Genomic DNA, 22,666 nt, shown 5'->3' with positions numbered 1-22,666 from the left:
GCCTAGGCAGACAGCACCAGCCCGCTCGTCGGGACGCCGGTGCCGGCGGTGACCAGCACGTGCGACGACGCGGCCGCCTCCACCTGGTTGACCGCGGTGCCGCGCACCTGGCGCACCGCCTCGGCGATGCCGTTCATCCCGTGGATGTAGGCCTCGCCGAGCTGGCCGCCGTGGGTGTTGAGCGGCAGCCGCCCCCCGACCTCGATGGCCCCGTCGGCAATGAACCCGGGCGCCTCGCCGCGCCCGCAGAAGCCGAGCTCCTCCAGCTGCATCAGCACGTACGGCGTGAAGTGGTCGTAGAGGATCGCCATGGGCATGTCGTCGGGCCGCAGCCCCGACTGCCGCCAGAGCTCGCGCCCCACCACGCCCATCTCGGGGATGCCGATGTCGTCGCGGTAGTACGACGTCATCACGAACTGGTCGCGGCCGCTGCCCTGCGCGGCCGCCGTGACGTAGGCCGGCCGCTGGGCGAGGTCACGAGCCCGCTCGGCCGAGACGACCACGATCGCCTGCGCGCCGTCGGACTCCTGGCAGCAGTCGAGCAGGTGCAGCGGGTCGACGATCATCCGCGAGGCCTGGTGGTCCTCGAGCGTGATCGGCCTGCCGTGGAAGAAGGCGTGCGGGTTGGTGGCTGCGTGCCGACGGTCGGCGACGGCCACGCGGCCGAAGTCCTCGGAGGTGGCGCCGTAGTCGTGCATGTAGCGGCGGGCCTGCATCGCCACGGTGGCCGCGGGCGTGCCCAGGCCCATCGGGTAGGACCAGGCGTTGTCGAGCCCGTTGGTGTTGACCTGGGCGTTGGCGGCCACCGAGACCTGCCCGAAGCGGTCGCCGGAGCGCTCGTTGAACGCGCGGTAGCAGACCACGACGTCGGCGACGCCGGTGGCGACCGCCATCGCGGCCTGCTGCACGGTGGCGCACGCCGCGCCCCCGCCGTAGCTGATCCGGCTGAAGAAGCGCAGCTCGCCGATGCCGAGCTCGCGGGCGACGGCGATCTCGCTGTTGGCGTCCATGGTGAAGGTGGTCAGCCCGTCGACGTCGGCCATCGTCAGCCCGGCGTCCTCGACCGCTGCGCGGACCGCCTCGACGGCCAGCTGCAGCTCCGAGCGCCCGGACTCCTTGGAGAACTCGGTGGCGCCGATCCCGGCGATCGCGGCCTTCCCCGAGAGCGAGCGGCTCACGCGGCGACCTCCCCGACCGACACCCGCACGGTGCCGACGACGTGGTCGCCCAGCGACACCGCTCCCGTCACCCGCAGCACGACCATGCCGTCCTCGACCGCGACGACCTCGCCGGCGAAGTCCAGCGTGTCGTAGGGGTAGGCCGGCGCGCCGAGCCTGATCGAGATGCCGCGGACGTCGACGTCGTGGCCGAGGTGGTCGGTCACGTAGCGCTCCACCAGCGCCGTCGAGGTCAGGATGTTGAGGAAGATGTCCTTCGAGCCGGCCGCCTGCGCCACGTCACGGTCGTGGTGGACGTCCTGGAAGTCGCGGGTGGCGATGGCGGTGCTGACCACCAGCGTCGGGGTGATCGGCAGGCTCCACCCGGGCAGGGCCGCCCCCGGGGTCAGTGCCACGGTCGGGGTCTCGGTGCTCACGCGCGCCTCCAGGTCGGCAGGGTCAGGTCGTCGTCGACACGGTGCAGGTCCACCCGCACGGCCATCCCGATCTCGACCTCGTCGTGGGCGACGCCGACGAGCTCGCCCAGCATCCGGGGGCCCTCCTCGAGCTCGACGAGCGCGATCAGGATCGGCAGCTCCTTGCCGGGCACCGGCGGGTAGCGGTGCACGACGTAGGAGAAGACGCTGCCGCGCCCCGAGACGACGACGTGGCCGCGGTCGAGGGCCAGGCAGTCGGGGCAGGAGGGGCCGGGCGGGTGCCGCAGCGCGCCGCAGGCGTTGCAGGTCTGCACCCGCAGCTCACCGAGGGCCGTGCCCTCCCAGAAGAACGCGGTGTCGCGGTTCCGCTGGGGTCGCAGCACGGTGCTCGCCGGGGTGCTCGCCGGGGTGCTCACGACGCGCTCCGGGGCACGAACTTGAGCACCCGGAAGAGCATCGAGGCCACCTGCTCGGGCTCTCCGCCGTCGTGGTCGACGTACCAGGTCGAGCGCGAGGTCACGAAGTAGCCGACCCCCATGCCGGTGCGCTTGGGGCCGACCACCGAGTCGAGCGCGGTCGTCACCCGCACCCGCTCCCCCACCAGCAGCGTGCGGTGGTAGGTCTGGTCGGAGTCGGTGCCCAGCACCGCGGTGAAGCCCGCGTCGGTGAGCACCCCCATCATCGCGTGCAGCGGGTCGTCCTCGGAGGCTCGGCCGCCCTGGCCGTACATCGTCCACACCTGCGCCATCGACGGCGGGGCCTCGCCCTGGAGCCAGCGCGGGTTGTCGTTGCCCATCGCCTCGACCCAGCTGCTGATCGTCGGCTGGTTGACCGGGTCGCGCGCCCAGCGCTCCGCGGCCTCCCCCCAGCCCCGGATCCGCTCGGCCTCGGCCATCACCCGCTGGTGCACGTCGGGTGCCACCCCGTGCAGCTCCTGCACCTCCGCGCTCATCGGGGCACCCGCGGCAGCCCCAGGCCGAACATCGCGATCAGCTCGCGCTGCACCTCCTGCACCCCACCGCCGAAGGTGAGCACCAGGTTCCGCTTGGCCTGCGCGTCGAGGTACTCCAGCAGCGCCCGGGTCGCGGGCTCGGCCGGGTCGCCGTGCCGGTGCACGACGGCCACCAGGTCGGCGGCCAGGTGCTGCACCTGGTCGGCGGCGAAGACCTTCGACGACGACGCGTCGCCGACGGAGACCTCGCCGTGCTCGCCGGCGCGGGCGACGTCCCAGTTGAGCAGCTCGTTGACCCGGAAGGCGGCGGTGACCCGCCCCATCACCGAGGCCACGTCGGGCTCCTCGAGCACGCCGTGCGCGGCCGCCCACCGGGCGACCCGGTCGCGCAGCCCCTCGATGCGACCGGCGGGCCCGAGCATGACCCGCTCGTGGTTGAGCTGGGTGGTGATCAGGCGCCAGCCCTGGTTCTCCTCGCCGACGAGCATGTCGACCGGCACCCGCACGTCGTTGAAGTACGTCGCGTTGACGTGGTGGGAGCCGTCGGCGGTGATGATCGGGGTCCAGGAGTAGCCGGGGTCGGAGGTGTCGACGATCAGGATCGAGATGCCCTGGTGCTTGGGCGCGTCGGGGTCGGTGCGCACGGCCAGCCACAGGTAGTCGGCCTGGTGGCCACCGGTGGTCCACAGCTTCTGGCCGTTGACGACGTAGTGGTCGCCCTCGCGGCGGGCGGTCGTGCGCAGCGACGCCAGGTCGGTGCCGGCGTCGGGCTCGGAGTAGCCGATCGCGAAGTGCACGTCGCCGCGCAGGATCCGCGCGAGGAACATCTCCTTCTGCTGGGCGGTGCCGTAGCGGATCAGGGTCGGCCCCACGGTCTGCAGCGTGACGGCGGGCAGGTGCACGTCGGCCCACTGCGCCTCGTTGGCGAAGATCGTCTGTTCCAGCTCGCCGAGCCCGCGACCGCCGTGCTCGGTGGGCCAGCCCACCCCCATCCAGCCGTCCTCGCCCATCCGCCGCACGGTGCGCTGGTAGGTCTCCCCGTGCCGGTCGACGCCCATCTCGCGGTGGTCCTCGGCTCCGGCGAGCCGGGAGAAGTAGTCCCGGAGCTCGGCCTTGAGCCCGCGCTGGGCAGCGGTGAGCTCGAGGTTCTTGGCCGCTGCCGACTCGACCGGCACGTCGCCGGGCAGGGTGTCGAGGTCGTGGGCGATGTCGGTGATCCACGAGAAGTAGCGGTGCAGCGGGTAGGTCTCGTCGACGCCGGTGCCCCCGTGCAGGTGGTGGCAGGTGCGCAGCGCGGCCGGCCCCTGCGAGCACACCCAGTACGCAGCCACGGCCAGGTCGTCGGCGGCCTCGAGGCCCGCGTCGACCCGCCAGGCGGCGTTGCGCGCCGCGAGGTCGGTGGTGCGCGCGGCGATGTAGACGTCGGCGACCTGCATCGCGACGGCCTGGAACTGTGCCAGCGCGCGCCCGAACTGCCGGCGGTCCTTGACGTAGCCGGCCGTGAGGTCGCGGGCGCCGGCCAGGACGCCGGCGGCGGTGAGGCACAGCCCCGCCGTCGCGTGCGCCTCGAGGGTGGCGGCCGCGCCGTCCTCGAGCAGCTCGGCCGGGGCGCCGTCGAGCACCACGGTGTGCCGGGCCAGGCGGCTCGACGAGGGCGACTCCTCGAGCCGGACGCCGGGGCCGGCCGGGTCGACGAGCACCACGACGCTGCGCTCCCCGTCCCGGGCGGTGACCAGGAGCCGGGCCGCGGTGTCGGCGTGGGTGACCGCGATCTTGCGCCCGCTCACCGCCCCGTCGGCGTACGTCGTGCGCGGCTGGCGGCCCGCTCGCGGTCGGGCGCCGGCCTCGCGCAGCGCGGGACTCAGCACGACCTCGCCCGAGACGACCCCCGGCAGCCACTCCTTGCGCTGGGCGTCGGTGCCGTGCCCGACCAGGGTGGGCACCGCGCAGGCCAGGGTCTCCCAGACCGGCAGGCGCACGGCCCGGGCGCCGGTCTCGTGCAGCAGCGCGCCCACCGCGGCCAGGCCCAGGCCCTCGCCTCCGAGCTCCTCAGGGACCGGCAGGCCCAGCAGCCCGGCCGCGGCCAGGTCGGCCCAGGTCGCGTCGCGGTCGAGCGCCTCGCGCACGACCGTGCGCACCGCCTGCACCGACTCCCGGTGCTCCTCGGCGTCGTATCCGTCCGACACGGCCGGCCTCCACTTCCTCGTCGTGCGTGCTCGTGGACAGAACTGTAACGTGTTCTACTTCAACCGTCAGGCGTCGTCCCGCCCCGTCGGACCCCCACCCGCGGGTGCGGTCACCGCCTCCAGCAGCTCGGCCAGCGCCACCGGGAACCGCTGCACCAGGTCGTCGACGTCGGGCACCGACTCCCGGCAGGCGATCACCCCGACGTGCAGCTCACCGGCGTTCGACATCACGGTGATGTTGAGCCCGGCGCCGTGGAAGACCGGACCCAGCGGGTAGAGCGCCTCGATCCGGGCGCCGACGAAGAACAGCGGCACCGGCGGCCCCGGCACGTTGGAGATCACCAGGTTGTGCACCACGGGGTGCCGCTCGGCCAGGCGCAGGCCCGCGTAGGCGCGCACCGCCAGGCCGAAGGTCCGCGGGGCCGCGAACTCGGCCCAGTCCTGCAGCGAGTCGGCGCTGATGGCGTTGTGGTGGTCCTTGGCGTGCCGGTTGCGCACGGCCAGGTCGCGCACCCGCTCCAGCGGGTCCTCGATGTCGGTGCCGAGCCGGGTGAAGAGCGCCGAGACCTTGTTGGCCCCCTCGGAGCGGCGCGACGAGCCACGCACCGAGACCGGCACGGTGGCCAGCAGCGACTCGGTCGGCAGCTCGCCACGCTCCTGCAGGTAGGAGCGCAGCGCACCCCCGGCCACGGCCAGCACCACGTCGTTGACGGTGGTGCCGCTCGCCGACTTGACCGCCCGCACGTCGTCGAGGTCCATGTCGGCCAGCCCGATGCTGCGGTGCCCGGTGATGGTGCCGTTGAACGACGTGCGGGGCGCGGTCAGCGGCGCGGCCATGGCGGTGCCGGCGCGGGCCCGACCCACGGTCCGGGTCACCAGTGAGGCCGACGGACTCACGAGGCGGGCCAGGTGCAGGGGGCGGGCAGCCGTGCTGAGCACACCGCGCCCCAGCAGCTCGGCCGGACCTGCCTCACGGGCACGCGCGACCTCGGGGACGGGAGCGAGCGGGGCGTCGGTGGCCGAGAGGGCGCACAGGTGGGAGATCAGGTTGGCCCCCGAGACACCGTCGACCGTCGCGTGGTGCATCTTGCTCAGCACCACGACCTTGCCGTCCGCGTAGCCCTCGACCACCCACATCTCCCACAGCGGGCGGGACCGGTCGAGGGGCAGCCCCGCCAGGTGCCCCGCCAGCTCGGTCAGCTCCCGGTAGCCGCCGGGCGTCGGCAGCGCGAGCCGGTGCACGTGCCGCTCGATGTCGAACGAGCGGTCGCGCACCCACACCGGGTGGTCCAGCCCGAGCGGCACCCGCCGCAGCCGGCGGGTGAAGGCCGGCACCTCCCGCACGTGGGCGTCGATCTGCGAGCGCAGCCCCTCGAAGTCGTACCCGCCCGGCATCGTCGACACGTCCAGGACCAGCAGCCCGCACACGTGCATCAGCTGGGCCGGCGTCTCGAGGTACAAGAAGCTGGCGTCGAGGCCTGAGAGCCGGTCCATGGACACCTTCCGTCAAGTGAAACGTGTTCTAGTTTTGCACATCGGTGGACATCTCGCACTCCCGCGACGCGGCTGCGGCCGGCGACCTAGAGTGCGCGCCATGGCCTTCCTCCGTCGCCAGGTCGTGACCGCTGCCCTCACGGCGAACGCCGTGCGCCCGCTGCCCGGCTACCGGACCTCGCTCGCCACGTTCTTCCCGAGCTGGCTGGTCGGCGAGCTCGCTCCCCACGTCCTGGCGGTGACGGTGGCCGACGCCGCCGCCCACGCCACCGGCCGGCGGCGCGACACCCGCGGGCTGGCCCTGGCCGCCGCCAGCTCGCTCGGCCTCGCCTTCCTGGTCGCCCAGAGCCGCCGGGTGCGCGAGGTCGCCGAGGAGTCCCTCGTCGAGGCCCTCGGCGCCGACTACGCCGACGACCTCGAGGACCGGCCCACCCCGGCCGACCTGGCGGTGCCCTGGCGGCGCCTGGCCTACCCGTTCCGGATGCGTGAGCCGCGGGTGCACGTCGAGCGCGACATCGTCTACGACGACGCCCTGGGGCGTCGCGGCATGCTCGACGTCTATCGCCCCGCCGACACGCCGCTCGAGGGAGCGCCGGTGCTGCTGCAGGTCCACGGCGGCGGCTGGACCATCGGGCGCAAGGACCAGCAGGGCATCCCGCTCATGCACCACCTGGCCCTCAAGGGGTGGGTGTGCGTGGCGGTCAACTACCGCCTGGCACCGCGCGACCTGTGGCCCGCCCAGATCGAGGACGTCAAGAAGTCGATCGCGTGGGTCCGCGAGCACATCGGCGCCTACGGCGGGGACCCCGGCTACATCGCCATCACCGGCGGCTCCGCCGGCGGCCACCTGGCGGCCCTCGCAGCCCTGACCCCGCACCGGCGCGAGTGGCAGCCCGGCTTCGAGGACGCCGACACCAGCGTGCAGGTCGCGGTGCCGCACTACGGCATCTACGACGTCGCCGGCTCGACGGGCGTGCGGGCCACCGAGCTGATGCGCGACCACTTCCTGGGTCCTCGTGTCCTGGGCCGGCGCTGGGAGGAGGACCCCGAGGTCTTCGAGTACGCCTCGCCCATCCTGCAGATCAGCGACGAGGCGCCCGACATGTTCGTGCTGCACGGCAGGCACGACTCGCTGGCGCCCGTCGAGCAGGCCCGCCTGTTCGTCGAGCGCCTGCGGCGCACCTCACGACGCTCGGTGGTGTACGCCGAGCTGCCGGGCGCCCAGCACGCGTTCGACGTCTTCCCCTCGATCCGCAGCCAGCACGTGGTGCGCGCCATCGACCGCTACCTGCACTGGCACTGGAACCGACACCGCGCGCAGGCCCGCGGCGGGGTCCGGGCCTAGTCGGCTCCGGCCACGGCCCGGTGCTCGAGCGCCACGGCCAGCCGCGCCGCCCGGGCCAGCGTCGCGTCGAGGTGGCCCAGCGGCGCCCCGACCGAGCGGCGCTCCTCCTCGCTCAGCGACGACCGCTCGAGACGACCCTGGGCCAGGTGCACCCCGAGCTGCAGGGCGGTCAGGGCGTTGTTGAGGTCGTGCACCAGGGCCCGGGTGTCGTCGTCCGGCCCCGGGTCGGGCTCGGCGCGCTCGGGCTCGGCCGGCATCTCGGCGATCCACCGGTACCCCGCGCCGCTCTCGGTGGCGACGTAGACCGGACGGTCGGCGGGGTCCTGCAGCTTGGCGCGCAGCGAGCGCACATGGGTGCGCAGCGCGGCCCGCGACTCCTCGCCCCGGCCGTCCTCCCAGACGCGGGACAGCAACCAGCCGTGCGTGAGCAGCCGGCCGGGGTGGGCCAGCAGCTCCTCGAGCAGCCGCCACTCGGTGGGTGTCAGGTGCACCGAGCGGGTGTCGACCTCGACCGTGCGCGCACCCAGGTCGACGACGAGCCGGCCCAGGTCGTGCCGCACCGGCCGGCCCCCCGAGAGGTCCGCGGCGCTCGCGCCGCTGCGGCGCAGCAACGCCCTCAGGCGGGCCCCGAGCTCGTCGATGCCGAACGGCTTGTCGAGGTAGTCGTCGGCCCCCGCCTCGAGGGCCTGGACCTTGCGCGACTCCTCGGTCGACCCCGACAGGATCAGCATCGGCACGCTGCCGAGCGAGTGGAAGCGGCGCACCACGTCGAGGCCACGCGCGTCGGGCAGGCCCAGGTCGAGCACCACCACGTCGGGCTGGGCCGTGCTCAGCAGGTCGATCCCGCCGCGGGCGTCGGGGGCCACCACCACGTCGAAGCCGACCCGGCCCAGCGCCCCGCGCAGCGCCTGGCGCAGGGCGGGGTCGTCGTCGACCACGAGCACCTTCGCCATGACGCGAGCCTAGTGCGGGGTCCGCCGATCCTCACGTTTTCCTCACACCGCCCCCTCCGGTCGACACACGGCACCCACGGCGCCAGGGGCACCGTGGAGACATGGCAGAGATCATGGTCGTGGACGACGACGAGGACATCCGAGAGCTGGTCGAGCTCGCGCTCTCGACCGAGGGCCACCGGGTCGTCACCGCCCCCGACGGCGCGGCAGCGCTGCGGCACCTCGAGGAGGACCAGGTCGACCTGGCCATCGTCGACGTGACCATGCCCGTGCTGGGCGGCATCGGGTTCACCGCCGCCCTGCGCAGCCTCGAGCGGCGCTCGTACGGGCTCCGGCCGCGCACCAGCGTGGTGCTCCTCTCGGCCCTGACCTCGCCCGACGACATCGATGCCGGCCTGGCCGCTGGAGCCGACGGCTACCTGCCCAAGCCCTTCCGCATCGCCGACCTGCTGCGGGTGGTGCGGGTGCACCTGGCCCGCCGCGACCGTGCCCAGGCCGGTGACGGCCTCGACGACGGGGAGCCGGTCGAAGATCTCTGCGGGGCGTGGCACGGCCGGTGACGCCACGCCCCGGCCCATCCCTCGACTCACCGGCACCGGTGCTCGCCCCGGGGCAGCTCGGACCCGATGATGGACCGATGCCCCCCTCCCCCCATGATGGCGAGCACCGGGTGCCGGTGTCCGCGACAGCCGGCCTGCTGGGCCTGGTCCTCGTGCTGGGCGTCGTGTCCGTCCGCTTCGCCGTGCCCGGCACCGAGGTCGCCGCGTGGTGGCCGGCCTCCGGCGTGGGCGCCGGCCTCCTCCTGCTCCACCACCGCCGCCACTGGCCGCTGCTGGTCGCCCTGCTGGTGCCGATGTCGGCCGCGGCCAACATCGTCGGCGGCCGCCCCGTCCCGCTCTCGCTCGTCTACGGCGTGGTCAACGCCGGGGAGGTGCTCGCCTTCTGCATCGCCCTCGGCGGCCTGCGGGGGCGCCCCTCGCTGCTCACCGGGGAGGACTTCCGACGCCTCCTCGTCGTGGGGGTGGGCACCGGCCTGGGCATCGGCGCCGTCGCCGCTCTCGTGGTCGCCCTGATGACCGACGGCGACCCCTGGAGCACCGCGCGCAGCGTCGCAGCGTCGCACTCCGCCGCCCTGCTGGCCGTCGTGCCCGTCTTCCTCAGGTCCACCCGGGCCCGAGACCTCCTCGACCGGCGGCGCGCTGCCGTGGTCGCCCAGCTCACGCTCACGGCGGTCGTCTCGGCGTTGGTCTTCGCACCGGGCCAGGAGCTGCCCCTGACCTTCCTGGTGGTGCCCCTCGTCGTCTGGGGGGCCGCCGTGCTCCCGGTGCGCTGGCTGACCTGGCAGATCCTCGCCGTCAGCACCGGGGTGACCCTGATGACCTCGGAGGCGGCGGGACCTTTCGGCGCCCCCGACAGGATCGACGCCCAGATGCGTGGCGCCATGGTCCAGCTCTTCATCGTGACGCTCGTCGTCGTCGCGCTCCCCCTCGCCATCGCCGTGCAGCAGCGTCGCACCGCCCTCGAGGACGCCCGGCGGGCGGCGTCGGCGCTACGTCGCGAGCGCGAGCTGACCTCCGCGGTGCTCAACTCCGCCACCGACACCGCGATCATCGGCACCGACTCCGCGGGGATCATCACCTACGCCAACCCCGGGGCCGAGACCCTGCTGCGACGGGCCGCAACCGGCCTCGTGGGTGCACCACTGACCTCCATCTACGCTCCGCAGGCGCTGCGCGCGCGGCGCGAACCGGGCAGTGACGACCTCTCTACCGCCATGCGCTCCGTCGCCGACGGCACCCCGGTGCGCCAGGACTGGTGCTGGCTGCGCGGCGACGACTCCCAGGTCACCGTCAACGTCGCCACCACCGCCCTGCTCGACGACGACGCCCGGCCGGCCGGCTACCTCGCGGTCGCCCATGACGTCTCGGAGCGCCGCGCCGCCGAGCGCGTCCTGCGTACCGCCCTCGACCGCGAGCAGCAGGCGGTCGAGCGCCTCGAGGAGCTGGACCGCGAGAAGTCGGAGTTCGTCTCGTCGGTCAGCCACGAGCTGCGCACCCCCATGACGAGCGTCCTGGGCTTCACCCAGCTGCTCGGCAGCGGAACAGGAGGCAGCCTCACCGAGCGTCAGCGCGACATGCTCGACCGCATCGAGCGCAGCGGTCACCGGCTCCTGGGGCTGATCGAGAACATCCTGTCGCTCTCGCGCGTCGAGTCGCAGCGGGAGGACGCCGAGGCCGAGCCCTGCGACCTGCGAGACGTGGTGGGCGCGGCACTGGCCGAGACCGAGGAGCTGGTGCGCCCCCGCGACCTCGAGCTGGGCACCGCCCTGCCCGCGGACCCCGTCGTGGTGCTCGGCCAGCGCGACCAGCTCGAGCGCGTCGTGATCAACCTCGTCTCCAACGCCGTCAAGTTCACCCCCGACGGTGGCCGTGTCGGCGTCGACCTGACGGCCGCGGGGGGCGAGGCCGTACTGCGCGTCAGCGACACCGGGATCGGCATCCCGGACGCCGAGCAGGCCCGCCTCTTCGAGTCCTTCTTCCGAGCCAGCACCGCGCTGAGCACCGGCGTGCAGGGCACCGGCCTGGGGCTGACCATCGTCCGATCGATCGTCGAGCGCCACGACGGCAGCGTCGCGGTGACGTCCACGGAGGGCGCCGGCACGACGTTCGAGATCCGGCTGCCGCGCACCTGAACCGGCGGCTCACCCCAGCAGGACGGCGACCCGGCCGAGCAGGGCGTCGGTGTCGAAGGGCTTGAGGACGTACTCCGTGGCGCCCGCCTCGATGCCCTGCTCCTCGTCCTGGGGCCGGGAGCGGGCCGTCAGCATCAGCACCGGCACCTCGGCGGTCAGCGGGTGGGCCCGCAGGGCCCGCGCGACGTCGAGGCCGTCGAGCTCGCCGGGCAGCGCACCGTCGAGCAGCACCAGGTCGGGGGCCTCCCCCGTCCCGGTGGCCAGGGTGAGCGCGGCCTGGCCGTCGGTGCACGACCACACCGTGTGGCCGGCGTCCTCGAGCAGCATCTGCAGCAGGGCGTGCACGTCGGCATCGTCCTCCACCACCAGGATGCGCGCCACCGAGACTCCTTGTCGTCTGTTGCCCCGGACTTTACCTTGCGCCGGGTCGTCACCGCGGCAGTCCCAGGATCCGCTCGCCCGCGACGTTGCGCAGCACCTGGGTGGTGCCACCGGCGATCGAGAGACAGCGGGTGTTGAGCATCTCACGGACGTCCTCGGCCAGCCGCTCGCCCGAGGCGTCGGGCCGGTACGCCGCCACGGCGGCACGCTGCAGGTCCACCACCAGCTCGGCGGCGTCCTGGCGGTTGCGCACGCCGAGCAGCTTGGCCACGCTCGACTCGGGCCCGGGGCCCTGGCCGTCGAGCGAGCGCAGGGTGGAACGCACCCCCAGGAGCATGCACACGGTGGAGAGCGCCACGGTGCGACCCACCGCGATCCGCTCGCCGGTCTCCAGGCCGCCGGCGCCCGCCAGCTCGACGGCGCGCTCGGTCGAGGTCGTCAGCCGGCTGCCGGCCATCGCGACCCGCTCGTTGGCCAGGGTGGTGCGCGCCAGGCGCCACCCGTCACCCGGCTGCGCGACCACGCAGTCGTCGGGCACGAAGACGTCGTCGAGGAAGACCTCGTTGAAGAGGGCCTCCCCGGTGATCTCGCGCAGCGGCCGCACCTCGATGCCCTCCGAGGCCCGCATGTCGACCAGGAAGTAGGTGATGCCCCGGTGCTGGGGCACGTCGGGGTCGGTGCGGGCCAGGCAGATGGCCCAGTCGGCGCGGTCGGCCAGTGACGTCCACACCTTCTGCCCGCTCAGGCGCCAACCGCCGTCGACACGCACCGCCCGGGTGCGCAGCGAGGCGAGGTCGGATCCGGCCCCGGGCTCGGAGAACAGCTGGCACCACACGATCTCGCCTCGCAGCGACGGCAGCACGAACCGCTCGCGCTGCTCGTCGCTGCCGTGCTGGACGATCGTGGGCAGCGCCCACCCGGCGATCACGATGTCGGGCCGCTCGATCCCCGCGCGGGCCAGCTCCTCGTCGATGACGACCTGCTCGACCGCACCGGCGCCGCGGCCGTAGGGCGCCGGCCAGTGCGGCGTCAGCAGCCCGCCGCGCACCAGCGCCTCGCGGCGCCGACCGACCGGCAGCGCCGCCACGGCGGCGACGTCGTCGCGCACGGCCGGCCGCACGGTGTCGTCGCGACCCTGCAGGTCGAGCCGCACGCGCCGCCGGCGGCCGGCCACCGTCGCCGCCACGAGCCGTTGGGCCGCCTCGTCGCGGCGCCCGAGCAGGCCACGCAGGGCCAGCGCACGCCTCAGGTAGAGGTGGGCGTCGTGCTCGAAGGTGAACCCGATGCCGCCGAGCACCTGGATGCACGACTTCGCCACGTCGACGGCGCCGTCGAAGCAGGTCACCGCGGCGACGTCGACGGCGAAGTCCCACTGCTCGCGGTCACCGTCGGCCGCGGCCGCGGCCACGTCCCAGGCGGCCGCGGTGACCGCCTCGGCGTTCTCGAGCATCTCGGCGCACAGGTGCTTGACCGCCTGGAAGCTGCCGATCGGCCGGCCGAACTGCTCGCGGACGCCGGCGTAGGAGACCGCCGTGCCCAGGCACCAGCGCGCGAGGCCCGCGGCCTCGGCGGCGCCGTAGGTGACGGCCGCCCGGCGCAGATCGCCGGCGTCGGCACCCACCACCCGGACACCCGAGGAGCGGTCGACCGCGGTGACGCGGCCGAAGCGGCGGCTCAGGTCGAGCCCCGTGACCTGCTCGGCCTGGACGGCGCCGCGATCGAGGAGCAGCAGGCCGTCGTCGTCGACCACCAGCAGGCGGTCGGCGCACGGCGCGTCCCACGCCAGGTCGTCCAGCACGAGCGAGACGACGCCGTCACCGATCGCCTGGCCGGGAGCCAGGTGGGCGGCCACGACCGGTCCCAGCAGCGGGCCCGGCACCAGCTCGTGGGCACAGGCCTCGAGGGCCACCGCGACGTCGAGAGGCCCACCGCCTCCGCCGCCGTGCTCCTCGGCGACCGCGATGGCAGGCACCCCCATCTCCACCAGCGCCTCCCAGGCCTCGGCGAACCCGGCCGTCGCGTCGCCCTCGGCCGCCCGGGCGAGACCCGGGCCGCCCAGCACGCCTGCCCATGACCGCAGGCTGGCCGCCAGCTCGGTGTGCTCCGCGGAGATCCCGATCGACATGCTGTGCCCTCCAGAACTAGAACGTGTTCCAACTCTATAGGCTGCACCGCGTGAGCGACGACTGGCTGTCCCATGCCCTGGCCGCGAAGGGCTTCATGCCCGAGGACGAGGGCGACCTGCTCCACCGGCGGGCGCTCGAGCGGCTGCCCCACGGCCCGGTGCTCGAGGTGGGCACCTACTGCGGGAAGTCCGCGGTCTACCTCGGCGCGGCCGCGCGCGAGGTCGGTGGCGACCGGGCGGTCGTCTTCAGCGTCGACCACCACCGCGGCTCCGAGGAGAACCAGGCCGGCTGGGAGCACCACGACCCCGAGGTCGTCGACGGCGACGTGGGCCTGATGGAGACCCTGCCCTTCGCCCGGCGCACCCTGCACGACGCAGGGTTGAGCGACCACGTGGTGCTGGTGGTCGGACGCTCGACCACCGTGAGCCGGCACTGGGCCACGCCACTGTCGCTGCTGTTCATCGACGGCGGGCACGCCGAGGAGCACGCGCAGGCCGACTACGCCGGCTGGGCGCACCACCTGCTGGCCGGCGGGCTGCTGGTCATCCACGACGTCTTCGCCGACCCCGCCGACGGCGGCCAGGCGCCGTACCACGTGCACCAGCGCGCGCTGGCCTCCGGCGCCTTCGAGGAGGTCGAGGCGCTCGGCTCGATGCGGGTGCTTCGCCGGGTCTCAGGCGCGCCGGGAGAACCCGTCGGCTGAGACCGGCTCGTCGACGCAGCCGCACTCGAGGCCGATCTCGGAGAAGTGCGGCGCCAGCGAGGTGCCGCGCATGATCCCCGAGCCCGGGGTGGCGTGGCCGTGGGTCTCCCCCAGCGCGTCGACCGCCAGCAGCACCGCGGCGGCGGTGTAGGTGGTCCACTCGGGCGGCCAGTTGACGTTGACCGGCTCGGTGGCCGTGGCCTCGTCGCCGTAGACCCACCCGGTCCAGTACCTGCCGTCCTCGGTGCGCAGGTGCTGCATGTCGGCGAGCAGGTCGCGCGCGCGGCGCGCCTCGCCGAGGGCGTCGAGCGCCATCACGAGCTCGCAGGTCTCGGCGCCCGTCACCCACGGGTTGGTGTCGACGCAGAGGATGCCCAGGCCGGGGCGCACGAAGTCGTCCCAGCGGCTGTCGATGAGGGCCAGCCCCTCGTCGCCGCGCACCGCACCGCCCAGCACCGGGTAGTACCAGTCCATCGAGTAGGTGGACTTGTCGAGGAAGAGGTCGCGGTGGCGGCGCACCGCGTGACCCAGCCGGCCGCCGGCCAGCTCCCACTCGGGCTGCGGGTCGTCGAGCAGGTCGGCCAGCGCGACGCCGGCGCGCAGCGACTGGTAGATGCTCGAGGAGCCGGCGAGCAGCGCCCCCTCCTCCTCGGGCGTCCAGTTGATGCCGCCGAAGGCCAGCTGCTGGCCCACCACCCAGTCGAGCCCGGCGCGCACCGAGGGCCAGAAGCGCTGCACGAAGGCCAGGTCGCGGCGCACCAGCCAGTGGTGCCAGATCCCGACGGCCAGATAGGCCGACATGTTCACCTCGCCGCGCGGGTCCTCGACCTCGCCGCCGACGATCTTCATCGGCCACGACCCGTCGGCACGCTGCATCGTGGGCACCCAGGCGTAGGCGCGCTCGGCGGCCTCGCCCTCGCCGCCCACGAGCATCGCCATCGCGGCCTCGACGTGGTTCCAGATGTCGGTGTGCTCACCGGTCGTCCACGGCACCGAGCCGCAGGGCTCCTGCATGGCGGCGATCGCGCGGGCGGTGTCGGCGACCTGCTGGGCCGAGAGCACCCCGTCGACGTACGGCAGCCGGGCCAGCTCGGCGTCGGCGACGCGGTCCTCAGGCCGCACGCGGGTCGCTCACGGGCTTGGTGACGTAGAGCACCATGCTCTTGCCGATCAGCGGGTCGAGCACCTTGCCGGCCAGCCGCAGGGCGCGCGGCTGCTTCATGATCTCCCACACCAGCAGGCGGTGGTAGGCCCTGACCGCCGGATGCTCGTCGTTGGTGACGCCGACGGCGCACTTGATCCACCAGTACGGCGCGTGCAGGCCGTGGGCGTAGTCCTTGCCGTCGTAGGTCAGCCCGGCGTTCTCCAGCTTGCCGATCAGCTCCTTGTCGGAGTAGATCCGGATGTGGCCGTAGGGCACGTTGTGGTAGTCGTCGCTGAGCTTCCAGTTGACGATCTCGGGGAACCAGCGCGGCACCGAGACCGCCATCGTCCCGCCCGGTCGCAGCACCCGGGCCAGCTCCTCGATGGCCTGGATGTCGGCGGGGATGTGCTCGAGGACCTCGGCGGCCACGACGCGGTCGAACTCGCCGTCGGCGAAGGGCAGCGAGAGGGCGTCGCCCTCCTTGACGTCGGCCTCGGCGCCCTCGGGCACCTCGCCGGCCTCGCGCATGGCCACGAACAGCTCACGCACGCCGGCCAGCTCGTCGGCGTCCATGTCGAAGGCGATCACGTCGCCGCCGCGCCGGTAGGCCTCGAAGGCGTGCCGGCCCCCGCCGGCACCCATGTCCAGCACGCGGTCGCCCGGGCGCAGCCCCAGGCGGTCGAAGTCAACGGTGAGCACGGGTGCCCCACTTTCTGCTCGCCCGGCCCTTGCTGCCGGTGCCGGTCATCGGTCCTGTGGTCTGCCACGAGGCGATCACGTCCTCGTAGGCGGCGGCGACGGTGGCCGCCACCGCGCGCCAGCTGAACAACTCCTCGACGCGGCGGCGGCCCGCGCGCCCCATCTCCTCGCGGCGCTCGGGGTCGTCGAGCAGCGCCGCGATGGCAGCGGTCAGCTCGCCGACGTCACCCGGGGTCACCAGGTCGGCGCACTGCCCGTCGGGGCCGACCACCTCGGGGATCGCGCCGGCCCGCGAGACGATCAACGGCGTGGCGCAGGCCATCAGCTCGGCGGTCGGCAGCGAGAAGCCCTCGTAGAGCGACGGCACGCACGCCAGCTCGGCCGAGCCCATCAGCTCGACCAGCTCGGCGTCGCTGATGCCGTGGACGAAGCGCACGGAGTCGCCGATGGAGAGCTTGTCGATGAGCTTCTCGGTGCGCCCGCCCGGCTGCGGCTTGGTGACCAGGAGCAGCTCGACGTCGCGCTCGGTGCGCAGCTTGGCGAACGCCTCCAGCAGCGTCGAGATGCCCTTCATCGGCGCGTCGGCGCTGGCCATCGCCAGGATCCGCCCGGGCACCCGGGGCCGCGTCGGCGGCACGAAACCGTCGTCGACGCCGAGCAGGATGACCTGCATGCGCGCCGGGTCGACCCCGAAGTCGCGGGCGATGTCGCGCTTGGAGGTCTCCGACGGCGTCATCAGCGCGCGGGCCGAGCGGGCCACGCGGCCCTGCATCCGCAGGAAGCCGTACCAGCGGCGCAGCGTGAGCTTGCGCCACGGGTTGCGGGTCTGGGCCAGGTCGATGCGCCGGTCGAAGGTGATCGGGTGGTGCAGGGTCGTGATCAGCGGCATGGTCTGCTCGACGTCGAGCATGCCGTAGCCCAGCACCTGGTTGTCGTGGGCGACGTCGAACTCGTCGGCGCGCTCGCGCAGCAGGCGGGCCACCCGGGTGCTGAAGGTCTTCGGCTCAGGGAAGCCGGCCGCGCACATCGTCGCGAACTCCTCGACGTCGACGCGGTCGCGGAACTCGCGCAGCCTGGGCACGCGGAACGGGTCGGGCTCGCGGTAGAGGTCGAGGCTGGGCACCTTGGTCAGGCGCACGCCCTCGTCGAGGTCGGGGTAGGGCTGGCCGGAGAACACCTCGACCTCGTGGCCCAGGTTGACGAGCTCACGGCTGAGGTGGCGGATGTAGATGCCCTGGCCGCCGCAGTGCGGCTTGGATCGGTAGGACAGCATCGCGATCCGCATGCCGGGCTCCTCTGGTCGGTACGGCCGTCGGGGCCGGTCGGGGTCTCGAGCCACCACCGCCCGTCTCACCCCTGGGGGCCGTGGAGCAGAGTGGAACGTGTTCTATCATGTCACGACTCGTCGGTAGCCTAGTCGGCGATCCATCGACCACACGAAAGGGTCCAGCGTGACCGTCAGCAACTCCCTCAGCAGCGACGAGCTCGGCTCGGCCGCCCAGCGCGAGCGTCGCAAGCGCATCCTGGACGCCACGATCGCGCTGGCCTCGGAGGGTGGCTTCGACGCCGTGCAGATGCGGTCGGTCGCCGACCACGCCGAGGTGGCCCTCGGCACGCTCTACCGCTACTTCCCCTCCAAGATCCACCTGCTCGTCTCCGCGCTGGGCCGCGAGTTCGAGCGCGCCGAGGTCCAGTTCGCGCAGCGCGAGATCCCCGGCGACACCGCCGCAGAGCGCGTGGTCAACGTGCTCAAGACCACCAGCCGCGGAGTGCGCGGCGACGCCCACCTCACCGAGGCCCTGACCCGGGCGTTCATGTTCGCCGACGCCTCGGTGCGCGCCGAGATCGACCACGTGGGCATGCTGATGACGCGGATGGTCACCCGGGCCATGGACCCCACCCGCGACGCGGCCGGCGACGAGCTGAGCGAGACCGACATCGCCATCGCCCAGGTGATCGGCGACGTGTGGCTCTCCGCGCTGGTCGGGTGGGTCACCGGTCGCGCGAGCGTGGCCGAGACCAGCCAGAAGATCGAGGTCGCGGTCCGGCTGCTGCTGCGCGACTGACTAGCGCACGGCGGCGGCCGTCGAGCCGCCCAGGTCCATCGCCGGCAGGCCCAGCTTGCGGTGGTCCCAGCTGCGCACCCGGTCGGCGTCGAGCCGCACCACGACGCGGTTGCGGGCCATCACCTCGACGAAGGGGCGCATCTCCTCGGTGTACGGCGCGTTGTAGCGCTCGAAGACGTTGACGCACACGTCCCACACCAGCTGCTCGTCCTCGAGCACCACCCCGGTGCCCTCGAGCGCGACCCCGCGCAGCTGGTCGTAGGTGTGGCCGTTCTCGACGAGGAAGCTCATCCGCGGGTCGCGGCGCAGGTTGACGACCTTCTGCGACTTGGCCTTGGTCTCCAGGTAGACGTGGCCGTCGAGCCACGCGTACCACATGGCGACCAGGTGCACGGCGCCGTCCTTGCCGATCGTGGCGACCGTGGAGCTGCGCTGCTCGGTCAGGAACGCATCGACCTCGGCCTCGTCCATCTGGACCTGACCGCGCTGGTTGGCCATCTGCTGCTCATCCTCCGAAGGCGTGGGTGGCGCTGACGCCGCCGTCGACGGCGATCTCCGCCCCGTTGACGTACGTCGACTCGTCGCTGGCAAGGTACACGTAGAGCGGGGCGACGTCGTGGGGGTGCCCGACGCGGCGCATCGGCACCTTGGCCGCGCCGTACTCCATGGCCGCGTCGCCGCCGTGCTCGCGGGTCATCGGGGTGTCGATCATGCCGGGGTGCACGGAGTTGACCCGGATGCCGTGGGGGCCGAGCTCGTGCGAGGCGCCCTTGGTCATGCCGCGGATGGCGAACTTCGTCGCGCCGTAGGCCACCACGCCCGACATCCCGCCCAGCCCCTCGGTGGAGCTGGCGTTGATGATCGAGCCGCCGCCGTTCTTGCGCATCGTGCGCGCCACCGCCTTCATGCCCAGGAAGCAGCCGAGCTGGTTGACCCGGAACATCAGCTCGAGGTCGGCGACGTCCTGGCGCTCGACCTGGCCGAAGCGCAGCACGCCGGCGTTGTTGGCCAGCACCGAGACCGGCCCCCACTGCTCGCCGGTCGCGGCGACGAGCCGGGTCCAGGACTCCTCGTCGCTCACGTCGTGGTGGGCGAAGCGGGCCATGCCCGGGTGCGAGGCCTCGAGCTCGGCGGCCAGCGCCTCGCCCGGCTCGTCGGCGACGTCGGCGATGACGGTGCGCGCCCCCTCGGCCACGAACGCGCGGCAGATGCCGGCGCCCTGGCCCATCGCCCCGCCGGTCACGATGGCGACCTTGCCGGCCAGCCGACCGTGGCCGGCCCCGCGGGTGCTGCCGTCGGTGCTGCTCACAGGGTCATCCTCATGATCGAGTCGGCGGCGAAGCCGACGGCGGGGTCCCGCTCGGCGAAGAAGCCGCCCAGCCGCTCGTCGAGCTCCTCAGCGGTCCAGGTCGTTCCCGTGGTGTCGAAGCGCTGCTCGACGACGGGCGCGGCGACCACGGCCACCATGCCGCCGTACACGACGAGCACCTGGCCGGTGATCCGTGCGGCGGCCGGCGAGGCCAGGTAGGCCACCACGGGCGCGACGTGCTCGGGCGAGAAGGGGTCGACCGCCTCGCCCGAGGTGTCCTCGCCGAAGACCTCCGCGGTCATCGCGGTGCGGGCGCGTGGGCAGATCGCGTTGGCGCGCACCCCCGAGGAGCCCAGGGCGCGGGCGGTGGCGACGGTCAGGGCGGCGATGCCGGCCTTCGCGGCGCCGTAGTTGGCCTGCCCGGGCGGGCCCGACAAGAAGGCCTCGGACGCGGTGTTGACGACGCTGCCGTAGACGGGCCCGCCCTGCTGCTTGGCCTGCGCGCGCCAGTGGGCAGCGGCGTTGCGGGAGAGCAGGAAGTGCCCGCGCAGGTGCACCCGCACGACCGCGTCGAACTCCTCGTCGCTCATGTTGAAGAGCATCCGGTCGCGGGTCATGCCCGCGTTGTTGACCACCACGTCGAGTCGGCCCAGGTCGTCGACGGCAGCGGCGAGCATCGCGTCGGCGGTGCTGCGCTCCGCGACGTCGCCCTCCACGACCAGCACCCGGCGACCCAGCGCCTTGACCTCGTCGACCACCCGGTCGGCGGCGCCCGGCAGGTCGTTGACCACCAGGTCGGCGCCCGCGCCGGCCAGGGCCAGCGCCTCGGCGCGCCCCAGGCCGGCCCCCGCGCCGGTCACGACGGCGACGCGGCCCTCCAGCGACGTGCTGCCGCCCGGCTCGTGGCTCACTCAGTCCTCCAGCCGGATCGCGGCACGCGGGCACGCGGCGACGGCGCGCTCGACGTCGGCGCGGTTGTCGTCGGTGATCTGCTCCGTCTTCAGCTGCAGGTAGTCGTCGTCGTCGAGCTCGAAGACCTGCGGGGCCATCGCCTCGCACAGCGCGTTCGACTCGCACAGGTCGAAGTCGACCTTGATCGTGCTCATGGATCAGCTCCCTTCACTGGAGTGGCCCGGGAACACCTTGGCCCCGGGGTCGATGGCGACGGTGGCGTTGTTGACGGCCGTGGCCGCCTCGCCGAAGCCGACGGCGATCAGCCGCACCTTGCCGGGGTGCTCGGTGATGTCCCCGGCGGCGAAGACGCGGGGCAGGTTGGTGCGCATCGAGGGGTCGACCACCACGTGCCGCTTGTCGACCTCGATCCCCCACTGCTGGATGGGGCCGAGGTCGGCGACGAAGCCGAGCGCGGCGACCACGGCCTGGCAGACCAGCACCGTCGTCTCCTCCCCCTGCCGGAGCTCGATCTCGGCGAGCGGACCGTCGGGGTCGCCCGGAGCGGCGCGCAGGGCCAGCACCTCCGCCTCGGTGACCAGGCGCACCGACGAGGCACGCACCTGCGCGACGGTGCGCTCGTGGGCGCGGAACTGGGCGCGCCGGTGCACCAGGGTGACCGAGCGGGCGACCGGCTCGAGGTGCACGGCCCAGTCGAAGGCCGAGTCGCCGCCGCCCACGATCACCACGTCCTTGTCGGCGTACGGCTCGAAGCGCGGCACGAAGAACTCCAGGCCGCGTCCCAGCCAGCCCTCCCCCGCCGGCAGCGGCCGGGGGCTGAACTTGCCGATGCCCGCGGTGACCAGCACGGCCCCGGCCCGCACGACCGTGCCGTCGTCGAGCCCCACCACGACCCCGTCGTCGAGGTGCTCCAGGGTCGACGCGGTGCGGCCCAGCAGGTACGTCGGGTCGGCGCTGGCCGCCTGCTCGACCAGGCCGGCCACGAGGTCGCGCCCCTTGACGGCCGGGAACCCGGCGACGTCGAGGATCAGCTTCTCGGGGTACATCGCGGTGATCTGGCCGCCCAGCTCGGGCAGCGAGTCGACCACCGCCACCCGGTGGCCCCGGAAGCCGGCGTAGTAGGCCGCGAACAGCCCGGTCGGGCCGGCGCCGACGACCAGCAGGTCGCACTCCACGTGCTCGGGGTGCTCGGTGGTCGGGGTCACACCGAAACCATAACGTGTTCTATTTCCGGCGTCACCGGCAGCCCGATGGTCGGAGGTGGTCAGCCGAGAGGACGAGTCAGCTGGTAGGCGGAGTCAGCTGGTAGGCGACCCCGTCGACGGCGCGCACCCACTCCCGTCCCGCGACCGCCCGCAGCTTGCGGCGCACTCCCGCCACCTGCACGTCGACCAGGAAGCCCGACTCGACGAAGTCGCCGTCCCACACCGCCGCGGCCAGCTCGGTGCGCGGCCAGGGCGTCCCCGGCCGGCTGGCGAGCACTCGCAGGACCTGCACCTCCGTCGGGGTGAGCAGCACGACGTCGTCGCCCAGGCGCACGTGCCCGGCGCCCGCGTCGATGCGCAGGTCGCCCACCTGGAGGACCTCCTGCCCCTGGGGGGCGACACTGCCGGACTGCTGCTGGTCGGCCCCTGCCCTGGGCCGGCGCAGCAGTGCGACGGCACGGGCTCGCAGCTCTCGGGGGGAGAAGGGCTTGGCCAGGTACTCGTCGGCGCCCACCTCGAGGCCCACGAGGCGGTCGATCTCGGAGTCGCGGCCCGTGATCATGACGATGTAGGCGTCGGTGAACCCGCGCAGCTCCCGGCACACGTCGGTGCCGTCGGCGTCGGGCAGGGTCAGGTCGAGGGTGATGAGGTCGGGAGCGTTCGCACGGGCCACCGCGACCGCCTCCGCGCCGGTGCCCGCGGTGACCACGGCGATGCCGATGTCCTCCAGGACCGTCACCAGCAGGTGGCGGATGTCAGGGTCGTCCTCGACGACGAGAGCTCGGTGCCCGGACACTCGTGCCTCCTGCCGCGCTGGATGGTGCCGGTCCTCCGGCCGTTCATGGTCGCCCCCCAACGACGAGGTCAGGCTAGCGCGCCCTGCCCCAGCCGCGGCACGCCGGTTC

General features: G+C 73.5%; 23 protein-coding genes. 5 read left to right on the top strand and 18 right to left on the bottom strand.

The window, feature by feature from the left end:
* Window positions 1-2 precede the first annotated feature (2 nt).
* From JOE61_RS20895 to JOE61_RS20870, 6 genes are all read right to left on the bottom strand, one after another.
* The gene (locus JOE61_RS20895) at window positions 3-1,178 is read right to left on the bottom strand and encodes a lipid-transfer protein (protein ID WP_193670629.1); all 1,176 of its coding nucleotides are present in this window, start codon (window positions 1,176-1,178) and stop codon (window positions 3-5) included.
* Window positions 1,175-1,594 (bottom strand): MaoC/PaaZ C-terminal domain-containing protein, encoded by a 420-nt coding sequence (locus JOE61_RS20890; protein ID WP_307823144.1) that lies wholly within the window; start codon window positions 1,592-1,594, stop codon window positions 1,175-1,177. Before JOE61_RS20890 ends, JOE61_RS20895 begins: the two co-directional genes overlap by 4 nt.
* Window positions 1,591-2,010 (bottom strand): Zn-ribbon domain-containing OB-fold protein, encoded by a 420-nt coding sequence (locus JOE61_RS20885; RefSeq protein ID WP_204797334.1) that lies wholly within the window; start codon window positions 2,008-2,010, stop codon window positions 1,591-1,593. Before JOE61_RS20885 ends, JOE61_RS20890 begins: the two co-directional genes overlap by 4 nt.
* The gene (locus JOE61_RS20880) at window positions 2,007-2,546 is read right to left on the bottom strand and encodes an FAS1-like dehydratase domain-containing protein (protein WP_204797333.1); all 540 of its coding nucleotides are present in this window, start codon (window positions 2,544-2,546) and stop codon (window positions 2,007-2,009) included. The genes JOE61_RS20885 and JOE61_RS20880 overlap by 4 nt, the downstream gene beginning before the upstream one ends.
* On the bottom strand, window positions 2,543-4,732 hold the full coding sequence (locus tag JOE61_RS20875) for an acyl-CoA dehydrogenase family protein (RefSeq protein WP_193670628.1): 2,190 nt from the start codon (window positions 4,730-4,732) through the stop codon (window positions 2,543-2,545). The genes JOE61_RS20880 and JOE61_RS20875 overlap by 4 nt, the downstream gene beginning before the upstream one ends.
* A gap of 66 nt (window positions 4,733-4,798) precedes the next feature.
* Complete coding sequence (locus JOE61_RS20870; protein WP_193670627.1) at window positions 4,799-6,226, bottom strand: WS/DGAT/MGAT family O-acyltransferase; 1,428 nt, start codon at window positions 6,224-6,226, stop codon at window positions 4,799-4,801.
* A 100-nt stretch (window positions 6,227-6,326) separates the two neighbouring features.
* On the opposite strand from JOE61_RS20870, the gene JOE61_RS20865 reads away from it, so the two are divergent.
* On the top strand, window positions 6,327-7,571 hold the full coding sequence (locus JOE61_RS20865) for an alpha/beta hydrolase (RefSeq protein ID WP_193670626.1): 1,245 nt from the start codon (window positions 6,327-6,329) through the stop codon (window positions 7,569-7,571).
* Here the strand turns inward: JOE61_RS20865 and JOE61_RS20860 are convergent.
* On the bottom strand, window positions 7,568-8,524 hold the full coding sequence (locus JOE61_RS20860) for a response regulator transcription factor (RefSeq protein WP_193670625.1): 957 nt from the start codon (window positions 8,522-8,524) through the stop codon (window positions 7,568-7,570). The genes JOE61_RS20865 and JOE61_RS20860 overlap by 4 nt on opposite strands.
* Before the next feature lie 101 nt (window positions 8,525-8,625).
* Here JOE61_RS20860 and JOE61_RS20855 point away from each other — a divergent pair, with 101 nt between their 5' ends.
* Window positions 8,626-9,084: a response regulator gene (locus tag JOE61_RS20855; RefSeq protein WP_193670624.1), complete on the top strand. Its 459-nt coding sequence runs from the start codon at window positions 8,626-8,628 to the stop codon at window positions 9,082-9,084.
* Between the two features lie 77 nt (window positions 9,085-9,161).
* Window positions 9,162-11,216: a sensor histidine kinase gene (locus JOE61_RS20850; RefSeq protein WP_193670623.1), complete on the top strand. Its 2,055-nt coding sequence runs from the start codon at window positions 9,162-9,164 to the stop codon at window positions 11,214-11,216.
* Between the two features lie 9 nt (window positions 11,217-11,225).
* Here the strand turns inward: JOE61_RS20850 and JOE61_RS20845 are convergent, their stop codons facing one another.
* Complete coding sequence (locus JOE61_RS20845; RefSeq protein WP_193670622.1) at window positions 11,226-11,597, bottom strand: response regulator transcription factor; 372 nt, start codon at window positions 11,595-11,597, stop codon at window positions 11,226-11,228.
* A gap of 49 nt (window positions 11,598-11,646) precedes the next feature.
* On the bottom strand, window positions 11,647-13,722 hold the full coding sequence (locus tag JOE61_RS20840) for an acyl-CoA dehydrogenase family protein (protein WP_193670621.1): 2,076 nt from the start codon (window positions 13,720-13,722) through the stop codon (window positions 11,647-11,649).
* A 50-nt stretch (window positions 13,723-13,772) separates the two neighbouring features.
* Between JOE61_RS20840 and JOE61_RS20835 the strand changes: the two genes are divergently transcribed.
* The gene (locus JOE61_RS20835; protein ID WP_307823143.1) at window positions 13,773-14,426 is read left to right on the top strand and encodes a class I SAM-dependent methyltransferase; all 654 of its coding nucleotides are present in this window, start codon (window positions 13,773-13,775) and stop codon (window positions 14,424-14,426) included.
* Here JOE61_RS20835 and JOE61_RS20830 read toward each other — a convergent pair.
* Genes JOE61_RS20830 through JOE61_RS20820 form a run of 3 tightly spaced genes read right to left on the bottom strand, consistent with a single transcriptional unit; the run spans window position 14,397 to window position 17,554 of the window.
* Complete coding sequence (locus JOE61_RS20830) at window positions 14,397-15,548, bottom strand: prenyltransferase/squalene oxidase repeat-containing protein (protein WP_307823142.1); 1,152 nt, start codon at window positions 15,546-15,548, stop codon at window positions 14,397-14,399. The genes JOE61_RS20835 and JOE61_RS20830 overlap by 30 nt on opposite strands.
* A complete protein-coding gene (locus JOE61_RS20825) occupies window positions 15,538-16,269 on the bottom strand; it encodes a class I SAM-dependent methyltransferase (protein WP_193670620.1) in 732 nt (243 codons plus the stop codon). Before JOE61_RS20825 ends, JOE61_RS20830 begins: the two co-directional genes overlap by 11 nt.
* On the bottom strand, window positions 16,256-17,554 hold the full coding sequence (locus JOE61_RS20820; RefSeq protein WP_193670619.1) for a glycosyltransferase family 4 protein: 1,299 nt from the start codon (window positions 17,552-17,554) through the stop codon (window positions 16,256-16,258). The genes JOE61_RS20825 and JOE61_RS20820 overlap by 14 nt, the downstream gene beginning before the upstream one ends.
* Before the next feature lie 166 nt (window positions 17,555-17,720).
* Between JOE61_RS20820 and JOE61_RS20815 the strand changes: the two genes are divergently transcribed.
* Window positions 17,721-18,335 (top strand): TetR family transcriptional regulator, encoded by a 615-nt coding sequence (locus JOE61_RS20815; RefSeq protein ID WP_193670618.1) that lies wholly within the window; start codon window positions 17,721-17,723, stop codon window positions 18,333-18,335.
* On the opposite strand, the gene JOE61_RS20810 is transcribed toward JOE61_RS20815, so the two are convergent.
* The 6 genes from JOE61_RS20810 to JOE61_RS20785 all read right to left on the bottom strand — a co-directional run bounded on the left by JOE61_RS20810 (window position 18,336) and on the right by JOE61_RS20785 (window position 22,557).
* Window positions 18,336-18,833: a pyridoxamine 5'-phosphate oxidase family protein gene (locus tag JOE61_RS20810; protein ID WP_193670617.1), complete on the bottom strand. Its 498-nt coding sequence runs from the start codon at window positions 18,831-18,833 to the stop codon at window positions 18,336-18,338.
* 7 nt (window positions 18,834-18,840) lie between these two features.
* Window positions 18,841-19,644, bottom strand: coding sequence for an SDR family NAD(P)-dependent oxidoreductase (locus tag JOE61_RS20805; RefSeq protein WP_307823141.1), 804 nt, complete (start codon window positions 19,642-19,644; stop codon window positions 18,841-18,843).
* Window positions 19,641-20,555, bottom strand: a complete 915-nt coding sequence (locus JOE61_RS20800) for a 3-oxoacyl-ACP reductase (protein ID WP_193670616.1) — start codon at window positions 20,553-20,555, stop codon at window positions 19,641-19,643. Before JOE61_RS20800 ends, JOE61_RS20805 begins: the two co-directional genes overlap by 4 nt.
* The gene (locus JOE61_RS20795) at window positions 20,556-20,750 is read right to left on the bottom strand and encodes a ferredoxin (RefSeq protein ID WP_193670615.1); all 195 of its coding nucleotides are present in this window, start codon (window positions 20,748-20,750) and stop codon (window positions 20,556-20,558) included. It abuts the gene before it with no gap.
* Between the two features lie 3 nt (window positions 20,751-20,753).
* Window positions 20,754-21,761 carry an NAD(P)/FAD-dependent oxidoreductase gene (locus tag JOE61_RS20790; protein ID WP_307823140.1) on the bottom strand — a complete coding sequence of 336 codons (1,008 nt, stop codon included), beginning with the start codon at window positions 21,759-21,761 and terminating at the stop codon, window positions 20,754-20,756.
* A gap of 76 nt (window positions 21,762-21,837) precedes the next feature.
* Window positions 21,838-22,557 carry a response regulator transcription factor gene (locus JOE61_RS20785; RefSeq protein ID WP_204797332.1) on the bottom strand — a complete coding sequence of 240 codons (720 nt, stop codon included), beginning with the start codon at window positions 22,555-22,557 and terminating at the stop codon, window positions 21,838-21,840.
* Window positions 22,558-22,666: the final 109 nt, after the last annotated feature.

Source organism: Nocardioides salarius, from assembly GCF_016907435.1.
GTDB classification, from domain to species: Bacteria; Actinomycetota; Actinomycetes; order Propionibacteriales; family Nocardioidaceae; genus Nocardioides; species Nocardioides salarius.
The sequence above is the reverse complement of the archived record's forward strand: the minus strand, read 5'-3'. Positions and strand labels throughout refer to the sequence as shown.

Excerpts from the sequence above, each read along its gene's own strand:
- JOE61_RS20840 (WP_193670621.1), bottom strand. The coding sequence starts at position 13,722 with ATGTCGATCGGGATCTCCGCGGAGCACACCGAGCTGGCGGCCAGCCTG.
- JOE61_RS20810 (WP_193670617.1), bottom strand. The coding sequence starts at position 18,833 with ATGGCCAACCAGCGCGGTCAGGTCCAGATGGACGAGGCCGAGGTCGAT.
- JOE61_RS20855 (WP_193670624.1), top strand. The coding sequence starts at position 8,626 with ATGGCAGAGATCATGGTCGTGGACGACGACGAGGACATCCGAGAGCTG.
- JOE61_RS20795 (WP_193670615.1), bottom strand. The coding sequence starts at position 20,750 with ATGAGCACGATCAAGGTCGACTTCGACCTGTGCGAGTCGAACGCGCTG.
- JOE61_RS20870 (WP_193670627.1), bottom strand. The coding sequence starts at position 6,226 with ATGGACCGGCTCTCAGGCCTCGACGCCAGCTTCTTGTACCTCGAGACG.
- JOE61_RS20820 (WP_193670619.1), bottom strand. The coding sequence starts at position 17,554 with ATGCGGATCGCGATGCTGTCCTACCGATCCAAGCCGCACTGCGGCGGC.
- JOE61_RS20850 (WP_193670623.1), top strand. The coding sequence starts at position 9,162 with ATGCCCCCCTCCCCCCATGATGGCGAGCACCGGGTGCCGGTGTCCGCG.
- JOE61_RS20860 (WP_193670625.1), bottom strand. The coding sequence starts at position 8,524 with ATGGCGAAGGTGCTCGTGGTCGACGACGACCCCGCCCTGCGCCAGGCG.
- JOE61_RS20880 (WP_204797333.1), bottom strand. The coding sequence starts at position 2,546 with ATGAGCGCGGAGGTGCAGGAGCTGCACGGGGTGGCACCCGACGTGCAC.
- JOE61_RS20865 (WP_193670626.1), top strand. The coding sequence starts at position 6,327 with ATGGCCTTCCTCCGTCGCCAGGTCGTGACCGCTGCCCTCACGGCGAAC.